Below are 26,286 nucleotides of genomic sequence, written 5' to 3'. Positions count from 1 at the left end.
ACATTCAGATACTTTTGAAATAGCAAAAAAGGAAATCATGCGATTTCCTTTTTTCACGATGATCAAAATCACCTATAAATCAATCTTATCGTATATAGCGTTGGCTTTCTCTGTGATTGCGGTCATATGAATTGCACCATGAATCATTCCTGCTAGAAAATGAAATTTCACCGAGACACCAGCATCTCTCAATCTTTCAGCATATTGTTCGCCATCATGACACAGTGGATCATATTCACAGACAAAAATTGTTGCCTCAGGTAAGCCTTGTAATGATTGTGCCAGTAGAGGACTCACCAACTGATTGATTTTGTCAGAATCACTATTTAAATATTGATCCCAACAATACGCCATTGTTGCAGTCGTTAAGCCATAACCATCCGCATAAGTTTCATAGGATTTACCCTGCATCGTGGCATCTAAGGCTGGATAAAACAGCAGTTGTTGACTAATCTGGATTTCTGGTTGCGCTTTAGCGAGTAAGCATGCAGCTGCTGCAAGGTTAGCTCCCGCACTATCACCACCCACAGCAATACGATTTTGATCAAGCCCTAAACTTAAAGCATGTTCTTGAATATAACGAAGTGCTGTAAAAAAATCTGTCAGCGGTACTGGAAATTTGAATTCAGGCGCTAGGCGATAATCCACTGAAAAGATAACATGCTGTGTTGATTCTGCCAGTAAACGGCATGAACGATCCCACGCATCTAAACTCCCCAAACACCATCCACCACCGTGGGCAAATACTAAAGCTGGGTTGCTTTGTAGCTGTACCAAAGCATAGGGCGTATATACCCGAACTTGGATTTGAGCTTGATCAGAAGTTGTAATCCAAAAACTGGTTTGATAGCTGGAATCTTGCTCAATACCTTGCTGTTGTATGATGTCCTGATTTACCTGCGCTCTTAATTCACAAAGTGTATTTGCAGCTGTTGCAACAGGTCTAGCGTTAAGCCAGTCTGCAATTTGATGGTCTAAAGACATCTTATTGCTCCTGTTGTAGAAATTCTAAAATCAGGGAACAAAACGCTTCGGGTTGTTCCTCCATAATAAAATGACCACAATCTTTGACAATTGCACTGGTTAAATGCGGTGCAACTTTTTTCATGGTTTCATAAGGTGCATCATTGGTTGCCTGTTCTGCACCAATCGCCAATACAGGCATTTCTAGATTTTTAGTTGCGCGGATTTTATTTTGACGAATGGTTTCGGGGATTGAACGATAGTAATTAAAACCTGCCGTTAAACGTCCCGATACTTTATAAGCCTCAATATACGTTTCAGCGGCGACTTTATCTCTGTGCCACGACCACTTATCAAAAATATAATTAAGATAAGTTTCTTCACGTCCACTGACCAAAGCTTCAGGTAAGTCCATCACTTGATTAAACATGAAATGCCATAGAAAAATATTTTCATCAGGTGAAACAAAAATAGGCGGTGGCGTTGCCAATCCGGGAATAACGGCTTCAGTCACAGCCAGAGAAGTAACAGATTGGGGAAAATCAGCTGCAAGTGCATAAGCAACCCACATCCCGATATCGTGACCAATCACTGAATAAGTATCATGTCCAAGTTTTGACATTAAGCTGGATAAAATTGTCGCAATTCGCCCCGTATCATAACTTCCATTCAGCGGAACAGAATAGCCTGTTCCCGGTGGATCCACAGCAATTGCCTGATAACCATTGTCCGCCAATACGCTCATTACATTTCGCCATGCGTACCATGTTTGTGGCCAACCGGGGATAAGTAATACGACAGGACCACGGCCTGTAGAGACATAATGAAGTTTTTTACTGTCTATATGGATGTAATGATGCTGAAATTGATCGACTAAATTTTCATGTGTTGTCATAGTAAATGCTCAATCTCTGCCTTAGATACCCAAAAGTTGATTTATTTGCAATTGATTGACAGGCGCTGCTGCAAAATCATCAAAGGTTTTATCGGTAACATGGATAATATGTTGTTGAATAAACTCAGCACCTTCACTTGCGCCATCCTCTTTATTTTTTAAACAACATTCCCATTCCAAAGTTGCCCAGCCCTGATAGTCGTTATGTGCCAATTTTGAGAAAATTGCTTTAAAATCAACCTGACCATCTCCAGTAGAACGGAATCGACCTGCACGATCTCCCCAATTTTGATAGCCCCCATACATCCCTTGGCGACCTGTCGGAGTAAACTCAGCATCTTTGACATGGAACATTCGAATAAAATCTTTATAGATATCGATGTATTCTAAATAGTTCAGTTGTTGCAGAATAAAATGACTCGGGTCAAAAAGAATCTGACAACGTGGATGGTGGTGTGTCCGTTCTAAGAACATTTCAAAGGAAATACCATCATGTAAGTCTTCACCAGGATGAATTTCGTAGCACAGATTGACATTATGTTCATCACAGGCATTGAGGATCGGCATCCAACGACGTGCAAGTTCATCAAAAGCGGTTTCAATAAGTCCAGCGGGGCGTTGAGGAAAAGGAAAGATATAAGGCCATGCCAGTGAACCTGAAAAAGTTCCCATATCTTGCAAACCTAAGCGGGCAGATGCTTGCACAGAAGCCAACATTTGTTGTTCAGCCCATTGAGTTCTAGCTACTGAATTTCCATGTAAATGTGAAGGTGCAAAAGCATCACATAAAGCATCATAAGCTGGATGCACAGCCATAAGTTGGCCAAAAATATGCGTTGTCAACTCACTAATTTCTAAACCATTATTTTGTAAAACCCCTTGTATTTCATCGCAATAATCTTGGCTTGTGGCTGCTAAATTAACATCAAATAAACGCTTGTCCCATGCTGGTAGTTGTACAGCCTTAAAGCCTTTATCAGAAAACCATGCAGCAATGCTCTCTAAATTATTAAATGGGAAAATATCATCACTGAATTGTGCGAGATGAATACTTGGACCTTTGATGGTTTGCATAGCTAAACTCAATTAATTGTCGATCGACAAACAATAGGCTTTCTTTTGAATAAAAACAACAAGTTTTTAAAAAAGAATCTAAAAAAGGGCAGCCTCTCCAACAAATCCTATTGATTTATTTGCGAAATTTATTTTTTCGAATGATAATAAAAAATACTAAATCGGATTGAAGCGTCGTTATGGCTGGTAGACCAAGAGAATTTGATAGAGAAAAAGCACTGATTCAAGCGCGTGATTTTTTCTGGCAACATGGCTATGAAGGGACTTCGATGTCAGATTTAGTCGAGGTCTTAGGTATTGCTTCAGCGCGTATTTATAAAGCCTTTGGCTCTAAAGAAGCGTTGTTTCGAGAAGCTGTTATACACTACGAAGAAAATGAAGGCGGCTTTGCGATTCACGCTTTACAACAAGCAAATATCAAGGATGCGATCAGTCAATTATTTCAAGATGCAATCAAACTTTATACCCAGAATAATCATTCATATGGCTGTATGGTTGTGTCATCTGCAAGTGTATTAAGTCAGGAAAATCAAAGCCTTTTAGACTGGATGAAGCAACAACGTATTGAACGTGGTCAAAGTCTAGTTAAGCGTTTTAAACAGGCGAAAGCAGATGGACAATTATTAGAACATGCTGATCCTGAGATATTAGGGCAATATTACGGACTAGTGCTACATGGATTATCCGTTCAAGCCAGAGATGGTTATTCAGAACAAATGCTTGTGCAAATCATCGATTTTTCCCTTAAAAATTTAGATCAATATCTGGTTTCATCTTAAAATGCATAGACCTAGATCAGCAGTAACAATGTATAAGTGATGAATATTGACTTGGAATATACATCGTATGATTGCGACTTATTTTGTTGAGTTTTAAGCCTTGCTTTACGGCGAATAAATGGGCGTCTCATCACTTTGAAATGGCAATATTGAATGGGTTTTAATTGATGAACAAATTAAAATTTAACAATATATTTCAATAAATTATAAAACTTCATGAGCTAGGTTCTATGTTATTCAAAATAATATTCAGGATTATTTTAGCGATTTAACACGAGATAAATTAAACATAAAAATTAATCTGAAAAAATCTGTTTTAGTCCATTTAAAATCGATCAATTTAAGCACTATTTTTTCTGGTAAACAATCTATCTTGACACAGCTAAAATATTCAATATATAGTTAGTCACCATATTATATGGTTAAATACCAAATGAATCTAGAACAGAAATACACCGCGCTTTTGCATGAAGCGCAACGCCGTAAAATGGCAGATATTGAAAATTTGCGCCTCTGTTTTCAAACGCTTTCACTCGCTTCAAGTATTGATCGAGACTGTGCCGTACAGCTTGCGCCTTATGGCTTATCTGAAGGGAGATTTGTGCTTTTATTTCTCCTTGATGCAGCTAATGATGCTGTAGCGCCTAAAACTTTAGCTGAACAAGCGGGAATTACCCGTGCCACAGTCACTGGACTACTGGATGGTTTAGAACGTGAACAATTGGTAGAACGTCACGCAGATCCAGAAGATCGTCGCGCGTTATGTATTCGGCTGACGGCAAAGGGCAAGCAAGTCGCAAAAATTGTGTTTGATCAGCATAGTCGCTGGATTGCCAGTCTGTTTGCTGGGTTAACCCAAGCTGAACGTGAACAATTAACAGGTTTACTTGAGAAAGTGGCGAAAAATCTTGTTGATAAGCGCTTATAAAATATTTATATAAAAATCTTTTTTAAATTATCGATATAAAACGTTGAATTAAATCAAGGAATAATCATGAATCACTATCTAATTGAACTCTATACACCCAATGCAGTTTGGCAAGCTTTACCTATACAAGAGCGTCAACAATATTTGGCTGATGTTGGCGCAGCTATGGGAGGCTTGTCTAGTCTAGGTGTTGAGCTTTTAACACTCACCGAGATTGATACTGCCGTTGATCAAAGTAGTCATCATCGCTTTATGGGGATTTGGCGCTTTCCAAATCAACAGGCACGGGATGCATTGTTAACAGGTATTCAAGCAAGTGGTTGGTATGACTACTTCGATCATGTAAATGCTGCAGGGACGGAAGGTGATTTCCAGCAACATCTTGATGCTTTGGCGAAGTTTTAATTTCTCTTCAAAAATGCTTATTTATTTTCAAGGTCATATCAAAGTGTTCTTTAAAGCTTAAATATCTTATAGAAATGCTTGTTCAATGAGAAAAAATTGTGAATACTCATGCGCATAAATTGAGGCTGTAAGATTATCTTTTGGGGTTAGGCAATTACTGTGAAAACGTATCCATTTTCTCGTTTACAAAAAGCACTACTGGCAGTTGGTTCATTTTCATGTCTAGGGCTAAGTTCAGCATTGGCACATGCTAATACTGAAAAAGATACACAGCAACTTAAAACGATTAAAGTAAGCGTTCAAACAGAAGAAACAACACCAACTGCTTATTATCAACCCAAGGTAAATTTATTAGGATTTACTCAGCAAAATCTTACTGAGATCCCTGCATCTATCAGTACAGTCACCGCGGAACGTATTGCTGACCAACATGCAAAAACCCTGACGGATGTTGTTAAAAATGATGCAGCAATCGGTGATGGCTATGCACCCATTGGTTATTATCCAAACTTTATTATGCGTGGCTTTAACTTAAATTTAGGATCAAGTTATTTGCTCAATGGTCATTTGCTGCGTGGCGAGCAAAATGTGGCGCTTGAGAACAAAGCACAAGTTGAAATTCTAAAGGGTATAAGTGCAATCCAAAGTGGGATGTCAACACCGGGTGGTGTCATCAATTATGTCACTAAACGTCCAGAAGACATTCGTGCTATTACCGTTGAAGTAGATAGTCATGGTGGCAATCGTGTTGCAACTGACTTGGGTGGCTGGTTGGGAGAAGAGCAGCAGTTTGGTTATCGACTGAATCTGGCCAAAGAAGAAATTCATCCTTATGTTGAGCATGCAGATGGGCAGCGTTTGTTTGGCGCTTTGGCTTTAGATTGGAAGATTTCAGATCGCTCAAAATTAGAATTTGATATTGAATCGCAGCGTCAACGTCAGCGCTCAGTCGCAGGTTATCAATTACTGGATGGTACAACTGTACCGACTGGGGTTAAATGGGATCGTTTACTTGGCTATCAAAGCTGGAGTAAACCAGTGACCAATGAAAGCCTAAATGCCAGCTTAAAATATATTTACCAAGTCAATGACAACTGGACAACAAATCTGTCTGCTGCACAAAGCCGTGTCGTGATTGATGATTATTCAGCATTTCCGTGGGGTTGTTATAGCAGTACTTGCCAAACGACAGGTTTAGGTAATACTTTTGATCAAAATGGTAATTATGATATTTATGATTTCCGTAATCCAGACGACAGCTTCTTAACCAATCAATTTAAAGCAGGCTTAAACGGCAAGTTTAGCACAGGGGCTTGGCAACATACGCTAAGTTTAGAACTGTCACATACAGGGAAACGGCATACACAATATAATGCAATCAATGAATTGGTCGGTACAGGAAATATTTATAATGATCCTATAACGTATGCGCCTACTGATAAAACTTTAGGTACACATTATAAATCATTAGACAGTCAACAAACTGCACTGAACTTACTGGACCAGATTGACTTCAACACTGAATGGTCAGTTTTGTTGGGCGGTAAACTGATGCATTTAAATGAAAATGCCTATGATGTGGATGCAAACAACATCCGAGAGACCAATTTTAATCGTTTCTTGCCGCAGTTTGCGTTGATGTATCAACCTTGGGAACATACCCACCTCTATGCTTCTTATGCCAAAGGCTTAAGTGATGGCGGACAAGCCCCTTGGTTTGCTACTGGTATTCCTGATCAAGGTATTGAAGGTAATGCTTTTAAAACTTTAGCACCGATAAATTCAACTCAGTATGAGTTGGGTCTTAAGCAGCAATGGCAAACATTACTGTTTACCGCGGCATTATTCGATTTAACCCAAGACAATCAATACACCAACGCAGACAATTACTTTGTCACGGATGGTAAGCAACATAACCTTGGCTTAGAATTGGGTTTACAGGGACGCTTAGGGCAAAATCTAGATATGACTTCTTCTTTAGCTTTAACTCGTTCACGTTTAAAAGAAATACAAGTGGCTGATTATCAAGGTCATCAAACTCAAAATGTACCGAGTGTCCGTTTTGCCAGTCATCTGTCTTATCGAGTACCACAAGTAGATGGCTTACGTTTATTGGCTGGCATACAATACAGTAGCAGTAAATATGCCAATAAAACGGGTACAGTAAAAGTATCAGGCTATAGCGTGTTTGATGTAGGTACAGCTTATAACTTCCGTGCTTATGGTTATGACAATACACTTCGATTTAATGTTGATAACGTGTTTAATAAAAAATACTGGCGAGATGCGGGGAGTTTCTTAGGCGATGACTATTTATTTCTTGGCGCACCACGTACTGCACAACTCTCGTGGACTTTGGGTTTTTAAAGTAACTTGCTGAGCCTATTGGTAATTTAAATTGAGATGTAGACTAAGTTAATATTTGACGGTTAGATAATTTAATTAACGAACCGTCAATAGCATCTCATTTTTTATTAGCGTAGAAGTTACCCATGTTGTTATAATAGAGGGGCAGTTTTATTAAGGAACTTTGTGATGCTGAATATGAATGAAATTCCACATAAAGGGTTGAAAAGATATATAGCGAAACTCCCACGTCAAAACCATATAAGTTATATCAATACTGGAAGTAGTCTATTGGCTCAAACGATTACACGTTTAGCTGATGATGATGTTAAACCAGACGAAACTGAAAAATTAGTAATTGCTTTACGTCGAGCAAATGTGATCGATGGTTCACAAATGTTGATTTTGCTTGGCCGTTATTTTGATGAAACTCAACATGTTTGATCCCTTTAATGATTTTGAGACAAATGGTTATTTACGCAATTTCAGAAAAGATAAAAATTGTATTTTAAAAACCAAAACCTAAAAAGTGATTTCAATAAGAAAAATAGTGTTGTATAGACAAGGTTCTTAAATATTTTATTTAAGTCTCAAATAAATTTATGAAACTAAGCGTGATATTTAAAACACTCTTCAAAAAATAGAACAATAATTTAGTTATATCAACACCTTAGAATTTTTCAAAAAGTCCTTTTTTAAAACTATAAATCAACATAAAATTCCCCTCATCCTAGCCTTCTCCCAAAGGGAGAAGGGATTTTCAATCGAAATATGATTCACGCTACATGATCACTTTTTCATTTATGAAAGAGATTTATTTAAATAAATATCAAAAAAATAGATAGTATAAACTTAAAAATATAAATTGGATTTATTCTAAAAAATAACCAATCATAGAATTCTAAGCAATTTAGTAAGGAATGCTAAAAATGGACAAAAAAATTAGAGTTGCTGTGATTGGTGGCGGTATTGCAGGATTAGCACTCACCACTCAATTGATCAAAAATAAACATTTAGATGTACATCTCTTTGAGTCTGCATCACAGTTTTCTGAAATTGGTGCAGGGATTTCGTTTGGTGCCAATGCAGTTAAAGCCATTCAATTATTAGGTCTAAGCCAAGAGTATGAATCTATTGCAGATCAGGTAAAGACACCATACACCGATATTTGGTTTCAATGGCGTAATGGTTATACCGATGAGTATCTATCTGCATCTATTGCGCCACAAGTCGGGCAGTCTTCGGTACATCGTGCAGATTTTCTCGATCGTTTAATTCCGTTGGTGCCTTTAACAAATGTACATTTTAATAAACGTGTACAAGAAATTGAGGCAGATGAAGAACAAGCGACAATTCACTTTATAGATGGTCATCATATTACATTTGATTATGTGATTGGTTGTGATGGAATTCGGTCAGTTGTTCGAAATCATGTGCTTGACTCTAATCAATTAGCGCGTGTTGAACCTCAGTTTTCAGGGACGTGGGCATATCGTGGAATTATTAAATTTCAAGATTTTAAGCAAGCCATTGCAAAACTGGGAAATGATGCCGAAATTGCCGATGTACCGCAAATGCTTTTAGGGAAAGATAAACATATCTTAACTTTCCCAATCCGTCAGGGTGAAGAAATTAACATTGTCGCATTTAAGTCAGATCGCACTCAAACCGTATTAGCAGAGAATACACCATGGACATCGCCTGTTTCAAAACAAACGATGCTGGCTGATTTTGCAGACTGGAGCGAGAGTTGCAAGGCATTATTGGATCTGATCGACTCACCAACAATTTGGGCTTTACATGAAATTCAACCTTTAGAAACTTATAAAAACAAAAGCAATAATGTGATTTTGATTGGCGATGCTGCTCATGCCATGTTACCGCATCAAGGTGCTGGCGCTGGACAAGGTTTAGAGGATGCTTTGATTTTAGCTAAATTATTAGAAAACCCTGAGTTAACATTTGAATCTATCAAAGCTGTATCTGAAATCTATGAGCAGGTTCGATTAGAACGCGCCGTAAAAGTTCAAAATACCTCACGTGAATCAGGTGAAATCTATGAGCTATATTCATCGAAATATCCTGATTTTAAATCAATTGGCCAACATTTGGCACAGCGTTTTGACTGGTTGTGGCAACATTCGCTTGAAGATGATATTCAGACAGCTAAAGCAGCATTAGCAAAACAACTACAGCACACTGAAATGACGACTTAAACAACAAAGATTACAAACAGGACAATATGACCAGGGAGGTCTATTATGCAAATCATAAATGCAAATGAAATTATTGATCATGCTAAATTAAAAGCCATTCATTGGCGGGTGATTCTACTCAGTGCATTGATTATTATCTTTGATGGTTATGATCTAGTGATTTACGGTGTTGCTTTACCCAAGTTGATGGCAGAATGGAAAATTGACAGTATTACGGCTGGATTTCTGGGCAGTATCGCCTTATTTGGGATGATGTTTGGTGCGATTATTTTCGGTAGCCTGAGTGATAAATTAGAAAGTTATGGATTTAGCCGCAAAAAATTAATTATTTTATGTATCTGTTTATTCAGTGGTTTTACTTTACTTTGTGGTTATGCCAATAATCCACAAAGTTTTGCAATCTTTCGGTTTTTAGCTGGATTGGGTTTAGGCGGGGTCATGCCAAATGTAATCGCCTTGATGACTGAATATGCACCTAAAAAACTACGTTCAACCTTGGTTTCCTTAATGTTTAGTGGCTATGCAGTCGGTGGGATGTGTTCAGCTTTATTAGGAATGTGGTTAGTCCCGCAATTTGGTTGGAAAATCATGTTTATTCTAGGAGGCACACCACTTTTACTCATTCCCATAATCTGGAAGCTGTTACCCGAATCGATTGATTATTTGGTGCGCCGTGATAAAACCGACAAAGCCATTGAGATCCTTAAACAAATTGATGGCAATATTACCTATACGCCTCAGACTCAAATTGGTCTTCATCAAGACAATCAAGCCACCTCTAAAACCCCGATCAAGGATTTATTTGCAGAAAATCGTGGGATGGTAACACTCTTATTCTGGGGCAGCGTATTTATGGCGCTTGTACTGGTCTATGCTTTAGGCAATTGGTTACCTAAATTAATGGTAGAAGCAGGCTATGATTTATCGACCAGTTTGGTTTTTCTATTGGCTTTAAATATTGGGGGAATGCTTGGCGCAATTTGTGGTGGCTACTTAGCGGATCGTTTTAATCTTGCAAAGGTATTATGCTCACTGTTTTTAAGTGGTGCGATCGCATTAATTTTACTGAGTTATAATTTACCGACGATCATTCTTTATTTTTGTATTGCTGTTGCAGGTGCTGCATCAATTGGTGGGCAAATCTTATTATTGGCGTATATGTCCCAATTTTATTCGTCCAATATTCGTGCAACAGGCTTAGGAATGGCTTTAGGTGTGGGGCGCTTAGGCGCAATTTTAGGGCCAATCTTATGTGGTTGGTTATTAAGCTTAAGTTTGCCAATTAATTATAATTTTATTGCATTATCAATCCCCTGTATTATTGCAGTAATGAGTGTTTCAATGATTCACTTACGCTTGAAAAAAACAAAATTGGCGGTGAAAGCGCTACAAATCTAAAAGTAGAGTAGGGAGGTCTACCTCCCTCATTCAATAGAGATTTTACAATTGATTGATCTAAGTCTTATTAAAGTTTTTATTATCGTTTTTGAAACTAAAAATATTAGTCACGCGGCCGAACGCCTCAATTTAAGCCAACCTTCTGTCACCTATAATCTAAATCGCCTACGTAAATTTTTAAATGACCCTTTATTTGAACGAGACAAATTTGGAGTCAAACCGACCAAGTTGGCACAAAGTTTATACCCAAGCTTTAGGCAAGCAATTACCGATATTGAAATAGCAATTACAGCGTCTAAATACTTTGACCCAAAAACCTCAACTCGGATATTTCGTTTAGGCTTATCTGATTTAGGTGAAATATGTCTGTTACCTTCGTTAATTCAATATCTTTCTAAAGAAGCACCATTTATTAAGGTGGAAATCGAAGAAATTCAATCTCATAAAGTAGAAGACTGGCTGACTGAAGGTTTTTTAGATGTTGCTGTATTCAATAGTAGTTATACCGTTATGCCTAAAATTGAATCACGAAATTTATTTGAAGAACGCTATATGTGCATTGCGCATAAGTACCATCCACGTATCAGGGATACACTGAGTTTAGAACAATATTTTCAAGAAAATCATGCGGCTATTAAATCTTCAACAGGTCACATTGAAATTGATCAAAGGCTGAAAGAATTGGACTTAAAAAGAAAAATCATGCTTGAGCTTCCTCATTTTAGTGTTTTACAAGATGTTGTGACCAGTTCTGAATTATTAGTGACTTTGCCTTCACGGGCAGCAAAAGTATATGCGCGTAATGGGGATGTCAATATTTTTGAATTACCATTTTCAGTTAAACCGTTTAACGTGAGTGCCAATTGGTATAACCATCGAGATGACATAGAGGCCCGAACGTGGTTTATTCAAACACTACAAGAACTTTTCCAATCGCTATAACGCCGTATTCTTATTTGTAATGCGTTAAAAAACAGTGAATAGAGCCATAACTTATCTGAACTAATCTTTATTTGAATGAGAGTTTCAAGTAATCAGCATTAAGAATTAAAAATCTATTTATCTTGTCAAAAATAGAATATTATTCCAATAATAGATAAATCAATGACTCATTTTTTTAATTTCTTATATAAAGTGAACTGCATGAAATTACAGCTAGATAAATACGATCGTGGCATTTTAGAACTATTACAAAAAGATTGTACTTGGGCGATTGGCGATATCGCAGATCGTATTGGATTAAGTAATACCGCATGTTGGCGACGCATTCATAAAATGGAAGAAGAAGGCATCATTCGCGCTAAAGTTGCTTTATTAGATCGTAAAAAACTAAATATCAATGTGATTGTTATGGTTTTTATTAAAACAGCACAACATAATGCAGAATGGATTGAAAAATTTCACAATCATATCCATACAATCGATGAAGTTATAGAAGTGTATCGAATGGCTGGAGAGACTGATTATTTGTTAAAAGTCGCTGTACCCGATGTGCTTGAGTATGACAAAGTCTATAAAAAAATAATTCAAATTTCTGGTCTTACTGATGTGAGCTCCAGTTTTGCGATGGAGCAAATTAAGTATACGACGGAATTACCTTTAAATTTTCTTTGATCATTGATGCTTTTTTCATAAAAATCAGAGCGAATGTCTCTGATTTAGGCTATTAGAAAATATATTGGTGGGCACATTCATACGCCGTTAATAGTTTAGCCTATTGATCACTATAACCATCCATTCTTCCTCGCTATGGCAACAGCTTCTGTACGAGAATGTGCATCCAGTTTAGAGTGTATACGTCTAAGATGGGCCTTAACCGTTGTTACTGCTAAAAATATTTTATCTGCAATTTCTTGATTACGTAATCCTTCAGCGGCATGACTTAAAATTTCTAATTCTCGTTTACTTAAAGCATCATAAGATACATTCTTTATATTTGGGTGTACTTCTTTGATTTTAGAATGATCAACTAGCGAAATTAACAGTTCTAAAATTTTACGAGTATTTGAATCTAGGTGAAATGATTCACTATAATTTTCATAAAAAGCATAAATTAATTTATGCATAATAGGGCCTTCGTCTAAAAAGCTTCTAAGGTACTTTTCATTACCAATATCTAACAGGATGCTTGTAAAACAATCAAAGGCTTGTTTCTGATTATTTTCGCTAAAATAAAGAGTAGAAAGTATCATTTTTAATTTAATCGCACGTCTTTCATGAAGTAAAGTTTGTGCATGTTTAATTAGGTCTTGAATTTTTTCCTCATGCTTTTTTCCATCATTATTACTTATATCAATTCGCCATATAACCATTTGGGGAGTATCGAGATATTGAGCTGGCATATAAAAATGATCTAGTGTACGCCAAACATCCAAATCAATGATTTCATTTAAAATTTTATGAGCAAGATAATAATCTTTATTCAGCCAATGTATTCTTGCTTGTTCAAGGAGCGCATTAGCTTTAACACGGGTAAAGTTAAAATCTGCTCCAATATATTCAAGTTCTTTAAGACAGCATAATGCTGCAGTTTTATCATGATTTAACCTGTATTCAATTTTAGCAAATAGACTATAGGCAGATATTAATGAATCTATGTGTCCATTTTGACGTGCGTAAGGGAGACAATTTTTGATTAAACTAAATGATTCCTCTAACTGATTTCTTTCATATAAAATTTCAGCTAAAGGAACTCCAATCATTGCATGACCACCAGATACACTATTCTGATGTTCTCGCCAGCTACAATTATAATTTGTATACCATCTAATATAAGCTTGATTTAAATGACCTTGTTGTAACTCTATACAACCTTCATTATACTCATAAAGCGTTTGTACAAAAGTATTTCGATTATATCGAGAATTATTGATAACTTTATGAATCAGTTTTCGAGCATAATCAATTTTGTTATATGCAATTAAGTAATGGGAATAAATTGAAATAAAAAAGTTATTCAACAAGTTATCAGATTCATTTTGTCTATTATAAAGTTCTTCACAGGCAGCAAAACTTTCTGCTATACGATCTGTCATTGAGAGCCATAAGCAATCTAATATTTTAGTTTCAATATTAGACAGCAATTTTTGCCTTTTCATTTTCTCGATGACATATTTAGCTTCATCATAACGGCGGTTTAAAATTAAAGCTAATGTATATGCTGTTTGTAAGTGTTGCAAATTTTCAAAAATATGCGCTGGTATTTGATCCAAACAGCGTAATAAAAATCGCACTCTACCTTTTTCTAATAATGCTTGGCCATGTAGAGTCAAAAGTTCGACGCACTTGTCAAACTCTTTTGCAAGCAAATAGTGCTCAATGGCTTCAATAGGTTGATTTAAATAAAGTAGACGTTTTGCAGCACGTAAATGCTGTGATCTAAATTTTTCTGGGTATATACTTTTAAACTGATTACGTAAATAACTTAAGAATAAACTATGGAAACGATATTTTTCACCTTGCTGATCCATAGGGATAAGGAAAAGATTTTTTTGTTCTAACTGTTTGAGTAAATGGGCACTATTATTTGTTTTGAGCAACCAATCACAATCAGCAACAGAAAATTGCGAGTAGACACTACAATTCAATAAAAAATCCTGAAGATTATTGGGTAATTGATTTAAGATTTCTTCACTTAAAAAATGATTAAGTTCAGTATGGTTAATTGAAAACTTTTGAATTTGTGTACATAGAGAATGTCTTGAAGTTAAAGTTAAACCAAATTGTTGAATCGCAACAATCCAACCTCCTGTTTTTTTAAGTAACAGGTTAATTTCATTTGGATTGAGCTGAAAGCCATAATCATTTAGAGCAAGCTTATTTATCTCATCTGCATTGAAACTGAGTGCTTCTTGATTAATTTCTAAAATTTGACAACGAATGCGTAATGAGGCAATTTTTAATGGCAGTAACTGTCGAGAACCGATGACAATTTGGCTATGTGAAGGTAAATAATCTATGATCTGCTGTAAAAACTTGAGCGTTGATTCATCATAAATATGTTCTACTTGATCTAAGAATATTGTAAAGGGATTTGAATACTGAGTAATATTTTCAAGAAAATTATTATTAAATGGTTGATTCGTCGTTTTAAACCAAATATATGATAAATGTTGAATAAAACGATTGAAGTCATTGTCTGCATTATCAAGCGTCATCCAAATGACTTTACGATATTTCTTTTGTTGAAGATAAAGTTGATTTAAAAATGTAGTTTTACCAAATCCAGCAGGAGCTATCACAGAAATCAATTTAACCTTCGTATATTGGTCTAAATGATTAAATATAAGAGTACGTTCAATCTGCGGTTTTATTGATACTGGTGGATTGAGCTTTGTTGTTAAAATATTGTTCATTTTCTCACTCCTTGAAAAAATAAATCTTTATAAAACTTTAAAGTGAGGCAAAGATCACGTCATTACAGATTGATTGCCTCGAAATAAGTTTTAAAATATTTCCTCAAAATCTTCTTTAGTTGCGCCACAATCTGGACACATCCAATCATCTGAAAATTGATCCAAAGATGTTCCCGGTGCTATTCCATCTTCAGGAATTCCAACTTTTTCATCATAAATAAACGAACAATATCGACATTGCCATTTTTTCATCTTAGCTACTCACATCATTTTTCATTTTTGTCTGATCGCTTTTTATTGGTGCAAGACCAAAAGTTTTTATAATCAAAGGATCATTGGCGACATGATGCTCATGTTTTAATTTCCACAGTTTCAGCATACGGTAGAAGGGTGCAGTAGGATAAAGATGATGCATTAAATGATAATTTTGGTAGGTCAGTAATGGAGTAAGTAACCATTCAGCACCAGGGCGTACATTCGTTGCTCGATACTCATTTTCTTTCGCTGTACTTTGAAATGGCTCATGTGGCAAGAATACAAATGCAGTCACAAATAAGAATGAACTAATCCTTGTTGGTAAAATCCATAACATAAGCGCTTCAAGACCATATCCAAAATAAATTAAAGCTGCTAAAACGCCAATTATTGAAGCGAAATGAACCACTAAGTGAGGTAATAAACGTTTACGCATTGCTTGACTAGCGCGCAAAAAGAAATACTTGGAATAAAAGTAGTCAAAATTGCTCCAACGTAATGGAAAGAAAATATCCATCTTATGTCCAAAATAATCTGGATCATTTTCTTTTTCATTGGTACAGCGATGGTGCTGCATATGGATAAAACGTGCTAGATTGAATGGCGCGATAGGACCAAAGAAAATCATGCCTATATGGCCTGGAATTTCATTGATCCATTTTATTCGCGAAAATGCACCATGAGATGCATCATGTATTGGGCTAAATAAAAAATAGATTGTAAATCCATTAATGATCATGCCAATCCATAGTGGAACCATCCCAAGGATTACACAGTAATCGACAATTGCCAGAATGCTTAGACAGATGATAAACAAGAATAAAGTTGGTAAAGCAATCAAAGGGGCTTTAGTTAACTCGCGTAATGCGTGATCGGATGGAGTAGATTTATTGATCGTTCTCATTGTCATTTCCTTGGTTTTCACCCTGATGTAATTTGCTATCTTTATCAAGATGACAAAAAAATAGAAAAAATAAACCTGAGAAAAAGGTTGGTTTTTGCCTTTGCGTTTTTCGATTCGTTATTTCTACTTGGCTGATGGCTAAAATATATGCCTGATCAAACTCTAAATTAGTTCTTTGTGATGAATAAATGAGAGCCACCTTTTGATAGCTTATTTTTGGTTGTTTTTTAATTCAGGTATTAAAAAATAATAAATTTTCTGAAACTCATATGAGTTTAGCTTCTGGCTTGAAAATAAGGCCATAAATAAAAGGATACTTTTATGAATAAAATTTTAATTTTAGCAGCAAGTGCTTTTCTAGCTTCAACTTCCTGGGCAAATGATTCGATTCAAGGCACAAAATGGAAGACCATCGATGATAAAACTGGCAAGCCCAAATTTCTTATAGAAATTAAAAAAGTAAAAGATAATACCTATAATGGCAGTATCATAGATGTATTTGATGTAGAAAATAAATTGAACTGTAAAACTTGTATCGGTAGGTTAAGGGGAAAACGCCTACAGGGTACGACCGTAATTAATAATTTAAAATTAGTAGAAAATGGAAAATTTAAAGATGGAAAAATTTTAGACCCAGATTCTGGTCGTACTTATAGTCTAGAAGGTGAGTTGGTTGAAAACGGAAAAAAACTGAAGCTTCGAGGTTATTTAGGAATTTCAGCACTGGGTAGAAGCCAAATTTGGTTAAGGGTTAATTAGAGCCTGTAAATAAAAATTCTTTTGCACTGATTCTCGGTATTGCATATTTAGTTCAATACCTAGAATTAAACTTTTTCGATAATCGTAATCTGGATACAATCTTTTTTATCATATTGAATTTGCATACCATATCTCGCCTGAGTGGTTATTAATGCATGGCATAGCGTCGTCATCATACGGGTACTTATAGATCCACATGACTCTCCAAGGGCTAATGTTCCACCATGAATATTTAATCTGTCTGGGTCAGCCCCTAGAACACTCAACCAAGCGAGAGGTAGGGGTGTAAAAACCTCATTCATTTCATAGAGATCAATTTGATTAATGGTCAATCCTGTTTTTTCTAGTGCATTTTGTGTGGCAAAAAATATATTTGCATCAATGTCCTTGTGGTTGGACTGCAAGCTATTCATATACAAAATTCGTGCGATTGGTGGCGTTTTCAATAATTTTAAACCTCGATCATTAGCAATGATTAATCCAGATGCACCATATGTATTGGAACTGATATGTTTAGATGTCATCGGGAGATCAGGTAAAATAGTCGGAGATTTAGTAAAAATTGACCAAGAAATATATTCAATTATAGATTCATCCTGGATACGCATAGGGGATGCAGAGGAATTTTCAAAGTTGTGTAGCATTGGAATGATTTCAGCTTCGAATTTATTTGCTTGCCAGGCACTGAGTGCCTTAAAGTGGCTATTAAAACTATAATAATCAAGCAAATCTCGATTTAATCGATTTTTTTTCAATAATTCCATAGCATAGCTTAATTGCTTCACTGAAAGCATATGAGCGTTTTGATTTAAAGCAGTATCCTTTAAAAAAAATCTAGATTTGTTTGCATCATTGGGCATCCACATCTGCTGATCACGGCTGAGATGATTTTCGACTCCTGAAGCAATAACAATATCGTGTGTTTCAGACATTACAATTTGCGCAGCATAGTGTAAGGTTTGCTGTGCAGTATTATGTTGATATTCAAGCCTATTTACCAGTTGTTGTGGGGATAGTATCGAGTGTGCTAAAGCGTCATTTGTCATTTTTTTGATATTTGCATTTGGATGATTTACGAAACCGATTAAAACACGTTCAATAAATTCAGGATCACATTTAGTTTTTAGAATCAATGAATTAAAAACAAAAGATAATAATTCACTTGGATTAAATGACGAAATTATTCCATGACTTAAGCCGTTAACTGTACGCGTCGCAGCAATAATATAGGCTTGTCCCATCTGAATTCCTTGCTTGCCAAAGTGATCTAGATAGAAAAATTGTATAAATATTTTTTTTAAATACATCGACCATATGGACTAATTATAAGGATTAAGATGATCTCACATCGAATTAAATATCAAAAAACAATTACTTATGATTAATTAAAAAATTTTGATTTTAGATTAGTCCTTTTTGACGATGTACATTCTTTTTTAATCATCCATAGTAAAAAGTAAGGAATATTAGCACTTTCATTAAGGTTTTATGTCGGGCGAATTTATTTGAAAGGAATACAAGAATGAATGCTGAAACTTTGCACTTTTCAGAGTCTGAAAAAAATGTTTCAAATGATGAATTATTACGTGTCTTTAAGATACAACAGCCAACTGCTTTAAGATTACGTAATTCAACTGTTGGTCAAAGAATTGCTAAATTAAAAAAATTGCGTAAAAGCATAGAAAATAATAAAGCCCACATTATTGCTGCTGGTGCTGCTGATTTTAATAAACCAGCCATGGAGTTAGAGATTACTGAAATTTTATCAGTCCTAATGGAGCTTGAGCATACTTGTAAACATTTAAAAACGTGGCTAAAACCCAAAAAAATTAAAACAACGATGATGATGTTGGGCACATCATCACAAGTACGTTACGAGCCTAGAGGTCGCTGTCTCATTATTTCTCCTTGGAACTATCCATTGACATTGACCTTAGGGCCGCTTATTCCAGCAATTGCATCTGGAAATACTATCATTATTAAAACGTCTGAATTGACACCAAATTTATCTAAAATTATGGTGAAAATAATTCGTGAAACATTTGAGGAAAACGAAGTTGCTATTTTTGAAGGTGATGCTTCTGTTGCTACAAGTTTATTAACTTTACCTTTCGATCATATTTTCTTTACTGGATCACCTGCTATTGGAAAAGTGGTGATGACCGCAGCGGCTAAAAATTTAACCAGTGTAACTTTGGAGCTTGGCGGTAAGTCGCCCATCATTATCGATGAAACTGCTGATTTGGATATGGCAGTGAAAACGCTTGCTTGGGGTAAATTTTTGAATTGTGGTCAAACCTGTGTAGCACCAGATCATTTATATATTGCTGAAAATATTAAAGATAAATTTATTTCCAAGTTCAATCAACATATTTCAAATATATATGGTGAAGGTGAAAATGTAAAAAATGCCCAGTTGGCACGTATTGTAAATGAACGTCACACAGCCCGTATTGCACATTTGCTCGATGATGCAAAAGAAAAAGGTGCAGAAGTGCTCTATGGTGGGATTGTTATACTAGAAAAATGTTTTATTTCCCCTACATTACTTACAAATATTCCAGCTGATGCTGCAATCATGCAAGAAGAAATTTTTGGACCAATATTACCCATTATTGCGTTTAAAAATATTCAAGAAGTATTAGATCAAATTAATGCTGCTCCAAAGCCATTAGCATTGTACGTCTGGAGTAAAGATAAAGTGCGTATTGAGCATGTGATTCAGAATACGAGTGCTGGAGGAACCTGCATTAACCATACTATGGTGCATTTTCTTCAAAATAATTTGCCTTTTGGGGGCGTAAATAATTCTGGAATTGGTAATTACCATGCTGAGTGGGGGATTAAAGCTTTTTCACATGAACGTGCAATTTTAAAAACGAACATGCTTTTGACTCACATATTCTACCCGCCATATACCAAAAAAACACGATGGGTTCTAGATTTCCTGTTTAAGGTTATATGAAAAAGATCATAGAAAAGGAATTTAATAATGAAAATTATTGCTGCTGTTTCATACGGTCCAAGTCAGCCTTTTAGTATTCAACAACTGGATATTACTGGACCAAAAGATGAAGAAGTATTGGTTAAAATTGTTGCTGCTGGAATTTGTCATACAGATCTTGTTGCGCATGCAGGTGTTTTTCCTATTATTTCGCCAGCAGTACTTGGTCATGAAGGGGCAGGAGTTGTAGAAAAAATTGGTAAAAAAGTATCTAAAGTTAAAGTTGGTGATCATGTCGCAATGAGTTTTTCCTCATGCGGTGAATGTAATAATTGTAAGAAAAATCAGCCAGCATATTGTTATTTCTTTACGTCTTTAAATTTTGCAGGCATCCGAAAAGATGGCCCAATCTTGCATGATTCCAAACAAAATCCTATCGGTTGCAGTTTTTTTGGACAATCGTCCTTTGCAAGTCATGCCGTAGCTCACCAACGTAATGTGGTTTCAGTACCTAAAAATATTCCATTAGAGTTAATTGGACCATTAGGTTGTGGTATACAAACTGGTTTTGGTGCAATTACCCGTTCTTTAGCATGTGAACTTGACTCGTCAGTATTGATTATTGGTGGGGGTACGGTTGGTTTAGCCGCAGTAATGGCTGCTGTAATTCAGAAATGTAAACATATTATTTTGATTGAACCTTATGAAGCTAGACGTCGCTTAGCGCTTGAGTTAGGTGCAACAGCAGTGATTAATCCGCACGAGCAAGACATTGAAAGTGAAGTCCATAAGATACTACCAGATGGGGTTAATTATGCATTAGATACCTCAGGAGTAAACATCGTTATGGAGCATGTCTTTAATGTTCTGGCGCCCAAAGCCATTTATGGATTTGTAGGTGTACCGCAAAAGATTGAACAAAAATTACCTGGCACTGTTATGCAAATGGTACCGGCTGGGATCTGCTTTAAGGGAATTATTGAAGGTGATAGCGATCCAGATCGGTCTATTCCTGAATTAATTCGCTATTACGAAAAAGGGCAATTACCCATTGATAAATTGATCAGAACTTACCCATTCGAGCAAATCAACGAGGCCATTGCTGCTAATCATCTTGGGGATTGTATCAAGCCTGTCTTATTAATCAGTCAGTAAGTTAGATATTAATAAAAGGATAAAAGTATGAATGTTGAGAATACAATCCGCTATGCAGGAATATATGCTACAAAAACCCCCAATAAAGCAGCGATCATTATAGCTGAAACTCAACAATCTTTAAGTTATAAGGATTTACATGAATATGCATTAAAATTTGTGAATATTTATGATTCATTCGGCTTGCTATATGGTGATCATGTTGCTTTTTTGACAGAAAATCGAATTGAGTGTCCCGCTTTACAATGTGGTGCTCACTATGCAGGTTTGTATTACACCTTTATTAATACTCGCTTAAAACTCCCTGAAGTGCTTTATATTGTCGAAGACTGTGATGCAAAAATCATTATTTTGAGTGCTCAATATTGTACTCAAGAATTGGTAGATGCGATTCAACAATTAGAAAAAAAACCAATCATATTCGTTTTAGATGATTCAAATGTTTCTGGCATTATTAAACTTGATTCTCTTTTAAAAATGGCATCTATACAAGTAAATCGAACACTACTTGAAGGGAATGAAATGTTATATTCGGCAGGAACGACTGGTCAGCCGAAGGGTATTAAACCTGAATTGACTAGATTGCCTGTAGGTACAACAGAAATTATTGCAAATCAGGTTAAAAAAGCTTTTGCCGTAACGGACCAGACGATCTATTTGTCACCAGCGCCATATTATCATGCAGCACCAGTTAAATGGTGCAGAGCGATATTAACTCTGGGTGGTACAGTGGTGCTAATGGAAAAATTTGAAGCTGAAAAAGCATTAGAAACGATAGAAAAATATAAAATTACCCATAGTCAGTGGGTACCAACAATGTTTCATCGCATTCTGGATTTGCCACTCAGTATTCTTAATCAATATGACTATTCAAGTTTGAAAGTTGTTATCCATGCAGCTGCACCATGTTCCATTCCAACCAAGCAGAAAATGATTGAATGGTGGGGACCAATTATCTATGAGTATTATGGTAGTACTGAGCAAATTGGCATGACCATGTCAAATACTCAGGATTGGATTGATCATCCTGGCACAGTGGGTCGGGCAATTTATGGAGTTGTCCATATTCTTGATGATGAAGGTGAAGAACTATCAACAGGAAAAATTGGAAATGTATATTTTTCTGACTCTGCAAAATTTTCATATCATAAAGATCCTGCAAAAACTCTAGACGCTTATAACATTAAAGGTTGGGCATGTGTGGGAGATATCGGTTATCTAGACGAAGATAAATTCTTATATTTGACTGATCGTAAAAGTAATATGATTATCTCTGCTGGAGTTAATATTTACCCTCAAGAAACTGAAAACATCTTGATTCAACATAGTGAAGTTATGGATATTGCCGTGATTGGCATCCCACATCCATATTTTGGCGAATCTGTGCATGCGGTGGTTCAATTGTATAATCATCATCGTGCAAGCGATGACTTAATAAAAGAATTGGATAGTTTTTGCCGAAGCCATATTTCTTCCATCAAATGCCCACGCAGTTATGAATTTCGTCAGGATTTACCTCGCGAACCCAACGGAAAGTTGTTGAAGCGTTTATTACGTGATGAATATTATTTGAAATAATTAAACGATGTGAAGGGGGGCTGCTAGATGAGTCAGAAATGTATCATTATTGGGATGAGTCATGCAGGTATCCATCTTGCAACATCATTAAGACAGTATGGGTGGCAAGGTGAAATATTGATGATTGGCAATGAGGATATATTGCCTTATCATCGCCCACCACTTTCAAAGGGATTCCTAAAAAAACAATCTAATATAGCTTTGATTCATCCTGAATCAGATTTTGAGAAATATCAGATTCAATTTCGATTATCTACATCGGTAGACTTTATTCAAATTCATAACAAAAGCATTGTATTGGATTCTGGTGAAGAAATAAATTATGACAAATTAGCTTTGTGTACGGGTGGGAGAGTTCGAAAACTAAATATTCGCGGTTCTACGTTAAAAGGCATACATTATCTGAGAGATATTCGTGATGCTCAAAAACTACGAGAGCATCTTAAATATGTTAAAAAAGTCGTCATTATTGGTGCTGGATTTATCGGATTAGAAATTGCAGCAGTATTAATAGAACAAAGCATTAAAGTGACAGTTCTCGAAGTGAATTCAAGAATTTTGTCAAGAAATCTTGATGAAGTTATGTCGAATTACTTTATTCAACTTCATGCTGAGCATGGTGTTGAAATAAAAACGAATATTGATATTCGGGAAATTCAAGGGAAGCACCATGTAGAAAGTGTGATATGCGATGATGGTTCTAAATTCGATGCAGATGCTGTCATCATCGGCATAGGTGTGATACCCAATGTAGAATTAGCATTAACTGCAGATCTAGAAGTTGAAAATGGAATTGTCGTAGATAAATTTGCATGTACCTCCAACGTAGATATCGTCGCTGCTGGTGATTGTACTTTGTTTCCTAGCGACCATTTACAACGATCAGTTCGAATGGAGTGCTTAGCAAATGCAGCTGATCAAGCCAAAACGGCAGCAGCTACACTCAGTGGAAATTCAATCCCGCATAGTGCTTTACCATGGTTTTGGTCTGAACAATATGATAAACGTTTACAAATAGCTGGTGTAATAGATCACTATGATCAAGTCATTATTAGGCAGGACTTCACAAATGGTGGATTTTCAAGATTATACTTTGAAGGTAATGTGCTAAAAATGGCAGTCTGTGTAAACTCAGCCAAAGATTTTATTGCATCAAAGCAACTGATTGTACAAAAACCTGCTATAGATTTAAAACTAGTGCAAACGGAGGCTAATTTAAAACAATGTGTGCTTAAAAAATAATCATAATTTCATTGTAAATCAAAAAAAATATACCCTACAATAAAGATATCGGAAGAAATTATCATTATTAAAACAACGATAGAGAATTTTTAAATAATGATAAATTATTTATGGAAGAAAGATAATGCTTTCAACAAATCAAGGAAGGCACAATAGGAATGGAAATATTTATATTCATTCTTGTTTTTGCAAAGTTAGACAATCTATAGAGAATATCCAACTTAATTTCTTATTTGCACCAGGCGGTTATGGCAAGACATCAATTTTGACCTACTGCTTTGAATATTTTGAGAAAATAAGTAATGATAATTGCTGTATTTGGCTAGATGAGACAAATTTTGATCTAAAGCAAGGAGGCTCATCTCTGTTGACGGCTTTAAGTGTTTTTTTTAATCATCAATTGAAACAAGATTCAACGATTGAAAAAATTTTACAAAGATATACTTCAGGTCAATGTTATATTTTTATTGATGATTACGAAAAAATAGAGTGCACTAGCTTTAATAATGAGATTGATGCTTTATTAGATATCAAAAAAGTTAACTGGCATGTCATCATTGCATCACGTATATTTCCAAAATTTAAAATATCACATTTAGAGTTGAATCAGAAAATTAAAATATTCAATTCATCAAATTTAAGCTTTAATAGCTTCGAAGTTTTCGAATATTTAGATACGAATATTTCAAATAGTCAACTTGAGTTTATTTTTAATAAAACACAAGGATGGCCATATGCCATATCTATTTGTAAGGATTTATTAAATAATAAAGAGAATGTACGAAAGCTATTTGAGCTTTCGGGTGAGGATTATGCATTTTCACAGCTTTTTAAAGAACAAATTTTAGATAATTTGGATTCTGATATGCAAGAATTCCTGGTAGGTTTTTCTACCCTTGAAACGGCGAATGCTGAACTTTGCAACTATGCTTTAAAGTTTACTGATAGTAAATCTAGATTAAAACAGTTATATTATAGCGGGGCATTTATCGAAAATATAGATCGAAATAATCGAGAATTTAAAGTCCATCCGCTCTTACGTGAATTCATACTCAGTCAACAAGTTGATAAAAAATCAAAAAAAATACTTGTTCGAGCATCAATATGGTCGATTAGAAATCAACATTATAAAAAATCTGCTTATTATGCAAAATTAAGTCAAGACTATCGTATTCAAAATCTAGTTATTGATAAAACCAGTGAAATTTTAGTTAAGAATCTAGGTGAATTACCTACAGTGATTAATTGGGTTAAGGAGTTAAAAGATGAGAAATATTTTAATTGGAATAAAGTTATTTACTGGCTGGCATGGTCACTCGCATTTTCATATCAATGGGAGGAGTCAAAACAAAGAGTAAATAATCTCAGACTAGTTTTACAAAATGATCAGTATCTAAATGAAATGGATTTTCAGTTTTATTCAGCTAAATTAGATTCGATTGAAATTGTCTTATTAACATTTCAGGATAAACGCCAAATAAGTTTAGAAAAATCAAAAAATTGGTTTAAAAAAAATAAAAACACCGATAATTTTGATAATGCAGTTGTATCTTGTGCAAGTTACTTAAGTTATAGATTGGATGTTGACTATGATTCAGCTCAAAAATCAATCAAATACGCGCTACAAGTGATTAGAGATACAGACAGTATATATGGCGAAATTTGGGTTAATCTACTTTACGGCTTATTTATTTTTGATTGTGGTCTATATAATCGTGCACAAAAATTTTTAGAAAGGCAATTTTATAAAACAATTGAAGAAATAGGTGAAGATGCTTCTATTTTGCCTACAATTTCACAATTATTATCAGCCATTTACTATGAAGTAAATCAAATTTCAAAAGCTCAAGAACATGTTGAAATTGGATATAAAAATATTAAAAATCATGGTTTAGTTGAAACAGCATTCGCTGGAATTTCGACTTCTTATAAACTGCAAAAAAGTTGGGCTGACACACGAAATTTACGAGAGAGCCTTCAAGAGATTATCTCAATTTATCCGAAACGGCTGGATATATTACTCCATTACCAGCAAGTTGAATTGTATTTGCTTTCAAATAAAAATGAAAAAGACGTTAGATATTTAAATA

Annotated in this window: 22 protein-coding genes; 15 read left to right on the top strand and 7 right to left on the bottom strand. The window is 35.3% G+C overall.

Annotation, left to right across the window (positions count from 1 at the left end):
* Window positions 1-72: 72 nt before the first annotated feature.
* The 3 genes from GJV03_RS09945 to GJV03_RS09935 are packed head-to-tail and all read right to left on the bottom strand — an operon-like array spanning window position 73 to window position 2,932.
* Window positions 73-984 (bottom strand): alpha/beta hydrolase, encoded by a 912-nt coding sequence (locus GJV03_RS09945; protein ID WP_154130002.1) that lies wholly within the window; start codon window positions 982-984, stop codon window positions 73-75.
* Window position 985: 1 nt separating this feature from the next.
* Window positions 986-1,858 carry an alpha/beta hydrolase gene (locus GJV03_RS09940; protein ID WP_004720390.1) on the bottom strand — a complete coding sequence of 291 codons (873 nt, stop codon included), beginning with the start codon at window positions 1,856-1,858 and terminating at the stop codon, window positions 986-988.
* A gap of 21 nt (window positions 1,859-1,879) precedes the next feature.
* On the bottom strand, window positions 1,880-2,932 hold the full coding sequence (locus GJV03_RS09935; protein WP_154130001.1) for a sugar phosphate isomerase/epimerase: 1,053 nt from the start codon (window positions 2,930-2,932) through the stop codon (window positions 1,880-1,882).
* Between the two features lie 179 nt (window positions 2,933-3,111).
* Between GJV03_RS09935 and GJV03_RS09930 the strand changes: the two genes are divergently transcribed.
* The 9 genes from GJV03_RS09930 (at window position 3,112) to GJV03_RS09890 (ending at window position 12,618) form a co-directional block, all read left to right on the top strand.
* Window positions 3,112-3,711: a TetR/AcrR family transcriptional regulator gene (locus tag GJV03_RS09930; protein WP_154130000.1), complete on the top strand. Its 600-nt coding sequence runs from the start codon at window positions 3,112-3,114 to the stop codon at window positions 3,709-3,711.
* A gap of 433 nt (window positions 3,712-4,144) precedes the next feature.
* The gene (locus GJV03_RS09925) at window positions 4,145-4,639 is read left to right on the top strand and encodes a MarR family transcriptional regulator (protein WP_154129999.1); all 495 of its coding nucleotides are present in this window, start codon (window positions 4,145-4,147) and stop codon (window positions 4,637-4,639) included.
* A 66-nt stretch (window positions 4,640-4,705) separates the two neighbouring features.
* Window positions 4,706-5,044: a DUF6616 family protein gene (locus GJV03_RS09920; protein ID WP_151957308.1), complete on the top strand. Its 339-nt coding sequence runs from the start codon at window positions 4,706-4,708 to the stop codon at window positions 5,042-5,044.
* Window positions 5,045-5,203: 159 nt separating this feature from the next.
* Window positions 5,204-7,411: a TonB-dependent siderophore receptor gene (locus GJV03_RS09915; RefSeq protein ID WP_354666848.1), complete on the top strand. Its 2,208-nt coding sequence runs from the start codon at window positions 5,204-5,206 to the stop codon at window positions 7,409-7,411.
* 168 nt (window positions 7,412-7,579) lie between these two features.
* Entirely contained in the window at window positions 7,580-7,834 is a 255-nt protein-coding gene (locus tag GJV03_RS09910; protein ID WP_154129998.1) for a hypothetical protein, read from the top strand.
* A gap of 485 nt (window positions 7,835-8,319) precedes the next feature.
* On the top strand, window positions 8,320-9,606 hold the full coding sequence (gene salA / locus GJV03_RS09905; RefSeq protein WP_154129997.1) for a salicylate 1-monooxygenase: 1,287 nt from the start codon (window positions 8,320-8,322) through the stop codon (window positions 9,604-9,606).
* A gap of 45 nt (window positions 9,607-9,651) precedes the next feature.
* The gene (locus tag GJV03_RS09900; RefSeq protein ID WP_056511169.1) at window positions 9,652-11,004 is read left to right on the top strand and encodes an MFS transporter; all 1,353 of its coding nucleotides are present in this window, start codon (window positions 9,652-9,654) and stop codon (window positions 11,002-11,004) included.
* Window positions 11,005-11,052: 48 nt separating this feature from the next.
* Window positions 11,053-11,946: a LysR family transcriptional regulator gene (locus GJV03_RS09895; protein WP_154129996.1), complete on the top strand. Its 894-nt coding sequence runs from the start codon at window positions 11,053-11,055 to the stop codon at window positions 11,944-11,946.
* 201 nt (window positions 11,947-12,147) lie between these two features.
* Window positions 12,148-12,618, top strand: coding sequence for an Lrp/AsnC family transcriptional regulator (locus GJV03_RS09890; protein WP_004720411.1), 471 nt, complete (start codon window positions 12,148-12,150; stop codon window positions 12,616-12,618).
* Window positions 12,619-12,728: 110 nt separating this feature from the next.
* Here the strand turns inward: GJV03_RS09890 and GJV03_RS21730 are convergent, their stop codons facing one another.
* The 3 genes from GJV03_RS21730 to GJV03_RS09870 form a co-directional block, all read right to left on the bottom strand.
* Complete coding sequence (locus tag GJV03_RS21730) at window positions 12,729-15,359, bottom strand: LuxR C-terminal-related transcriptional regulator (RefSeq protein WP_252720695.1); 2,631 nt, start codon at window positions 15,357-15,359, stop codon at window positions 12,729-12,731.
* A 90-nt stretch (window positions 15,360-15,449) separates the two neighbouring features.
* Window positions 15,450-15,611: a rubredoxin gene (locus tag GJV03_RS09875; RefSeq protein ID WP_096734127.1), complete on the bottom strand. Its 162-nt coding sequence runs from the start codon at window positions 15,609-15,611 to the stop codon at window positions 15,450-15,452.
* 1 nt (window position 15,612) lies between these two features.
* Window positions 15,613-16,518 carry a fatty acid desaturase gene (locus GJV03_RS09870; RefSeq protein WP_154129994.1) on the bottom strand — a complete coding sequence of 302 codons (906 nt, stop codon included), beginning with the start codon at window positions 16,516-16,518 and terminating at the stop codon, window positions 15,613-15,615.
* 321 nt (window positions 16,519-16,839) lie between these two features.
* On the opposite strand from GJV03_RS09870, the gene GJV03_RS09865 reads away from it, so the two are divergent.
* Entirely contained in the window at window positions 16,840-17,277 is a 438-nt protein-coding gene (locus tag GJV03_RS09865) for a DUF2147 domain-containing protein (RefSeq protein WP_154129993.1), read from the top strand.
* 65 nt (window positions 17,278-17,342) lie between these two features.
* Here the strand turns inward: GJV03_RS09865 and GJV03_RS09860 are convergent, their stop codons facing one another.
* Complete coding sequence (locus GJV03_RS09860; RefSeq protein WP_154129992.1) at window positions 17,343-18,518, bottom strand: hypothetical protein; 1,176 nt, start codon at window positions 18,516-18,518, stop codon at window positions 17,343-17,345.
* 281 nt (window positions 18,519-18,799) lie between these two features.
* Between GJV03_RS09860 and GJV03_RS09855 the strand changes: the two genes are divergently transcribed.
* The 5 genes from GJV03_RS09855 to GJV03_RS09835 form a co-directional block, all read left to right on the top strand.
* Window positions 18,800-20,242 (top strand): aldehyde dehydrogenase family protein, encoded by a 1,443-nt coding sequence (locus GJV03_RS09855; RefSeq protein WP_154129991.1) that lies wholly within the window; start codon window positions 18,800-18,802, stop codon window positions 20,240-20,242.
* 27 nt (window positions 20,243-20,269) lie between these two features.
* Window positions 20,270-21,376: an NAD(P)-dependent alcohol dehydrogenase gene (locus GJV03_RS09850; RefSeq protein WP_154129990.1), complete on the top strand. Its 1,107-nt coding sequence runs from the start codon at window positions 20,270-20,272 to the stop codon at window positions 21,374-21,376.
* A 27-nt stretch (window positions 21,377-21,403) separates the two neighbouring features.
* On the top strand, window positions 21,404-22,954 hold the full coding sequence (locus GJV03_RS09845) for an AMP-binding protein (RefSeq protein ID WP_154129989.1): 1,551 nt from the start codon (window positions 21,404-21,406) through the stop codon (window positions 22,952-22,954).
* 27 nt (window positions 22,955-22,981) lie between these two features.
* A complete protein-coding gene (locus GJV03_RS09840; RefSeq protein ID WP_154129988.1) occupies window positions 22,982-24,196 on the top strand; it encodes an FAD-dependent oxidoreductase in 1,215 nt (404 codons plus the stop codon).
* 124 nt (window positions 24,197-24,320) lie between these two features.
* Window positions 24,321-26,286 (top strand): hypothetical protein (locus GJV03_RS09835; protein ID WP_252720694.1); only part of this gene is annotated, 1,966 nt, incomplete at its 3' end.

This window comes from Acinetobacter sp. RIT698 (assembly GCF_009668065.1).
GTDB lineage: Bacteria > Pseudomonadota > Gammaproteobacteria > Pseudomonadales > Moraxellaceae > Acinetobacter > Acinetobacter guillouiae.
The sequence above is the reverse complement of the archived record's forward strand: the minus strand, read 5'-3'. Positions and strand labels throughout refer to the sequence as shown.

Excerpts from the sequence above, each read along its gene's own strand:
- GJV03_RS09945 (WP_154130002.1), bottom strand. The coding sequence starts at position 984 with ATGTCTTTAGACCATCAAATTGCAGACTGGCTTAACGCTAGACCTGTT.
- GJV03_RS09940 (WP_004720390.1), bottom strand. The coding sequence starts at position 1,858 with ATGACAACACATGAAAATTTAGTCGATCAATTTCAGCATCATTACATC.
- GJV03_RS09935 (WP_154130001.1), bottom strand. The coding sequence starts at position 2,932 with ATGCAAACCATCAAAGGTCCAAGTATTCATCTCGCACAATTCAGTGAT.
- GJV03_RS09930 (WP_154130000.1), top strand. The coding sequence starts at position 3,112 with ATGGCTGGTAGACCAAGAGAATTTGATAGAGAAAAAGCACTGATTCAA.
- GJV03_RS09925 (WP_154129999.1), top strand. The coding sequence starts at position 4,145 with ATGAATCTAGAACAGAAATACACCGCGCTTTTGCATGAAGCGCAACGC.
- GJV03_RS09920 (WP_151957308.1), top strand. The coding sequence starts at position 4,706 with ATGAATCACTATCTAATTGAACTCTATACACCCAATGCAGTTTGGCAA.
- GJV03_RS09910 (WP_154129998.1), top strand. The coding sequence starts at position 7,580 with ATGCTGAATATGAATGAAATTCCACATAAAGGGTTGAAAAGATATATA.
- salA (WP_154129997.1), top strand. The coding sequence starts at position 8,320 with ATGGACAAAAAAATTAGAGTTGCTGTGATTGGTGGCGGTATTGCAGGA.
- GJV03_RS09900 (WP_056511169.1), top strand. The coding sequence starts at position 9,652 with ATGCAAATCATAAATGCAAATGAAATTATTGATCATGCTAAATTAAAA.
- GJV03_RS09890 (WP_004720411.1), top strand. The coding sequence starts at position 12,148 with ATGAAATTACAGCTAGATAAATACGATCGTGGCATTTTAGAACTATTA.
- GJV03_RS21730 (WP_252720695.1), bottom strand. The coding sequence starts at position 15,359 with ATGAACAATATTTTAACAACAAAGCTCAATCCACCAGTATCAATAAAA.
- GJV03_RS09875 (WP_096734127.1), bottom strand. The coding sequence starts at position 15,611 with ATGAAAAAATGGCAATGTCGATATTGTTCGTTTATTTATGATGAAAAA.
- GJV03_RS09870 (WP_154129994.1), bottom strand. The coding sequence starts at position 16,518 with ATGAGAACGATCAATAAATCTACTCCATCCGATCACGCATTACGCGAG.
- GJV03_RS09865 (WP_154129993.1), top strand. The coding sequence starts at position 16,840 with ATGAATAAAATTTTAATTTTAGCAGCAAGTGCTTTTCTAGCTTCAACT.
- GJV03_RS09860 (WP_154129992.1), bottom strand. The coding sequence starts at position 18,518 with ATGGGACAAGCCTATATTATTGCTGCGACGCGTACAGTTAACGGCTTA.
- GJV03_RS09855 (WP_154129991.1), top strand. The coding sequence starts at position 18,800 with ATGAATGCTGAAACTTTGCACTTTTCAGAGTCTGAAAAAAATGTTTCA.
- GJV03_RS09850 (WP_154129990.1), top strand. The coding sequence starts at position 20,270 with ATGAAAATTATTGCTGCTGTTTCATACGGTCCAAGTCAGCCTTTTAGT.
- GJV03_RS09845 (WP_154129989.1), top strand. The coding sequence starts at position 21,404 with ATGAATGTTGAGAATACAATCCGCTATGCAGGAATATATGCTACAAAA.
- GJV03_RS09840 (WP_154129988.1), top strand. The coding sequence starts at position 22,982 with ATGAGTCAGAAATGTATCATTATTGGGATGAGTCATGCAGGTATCCAT.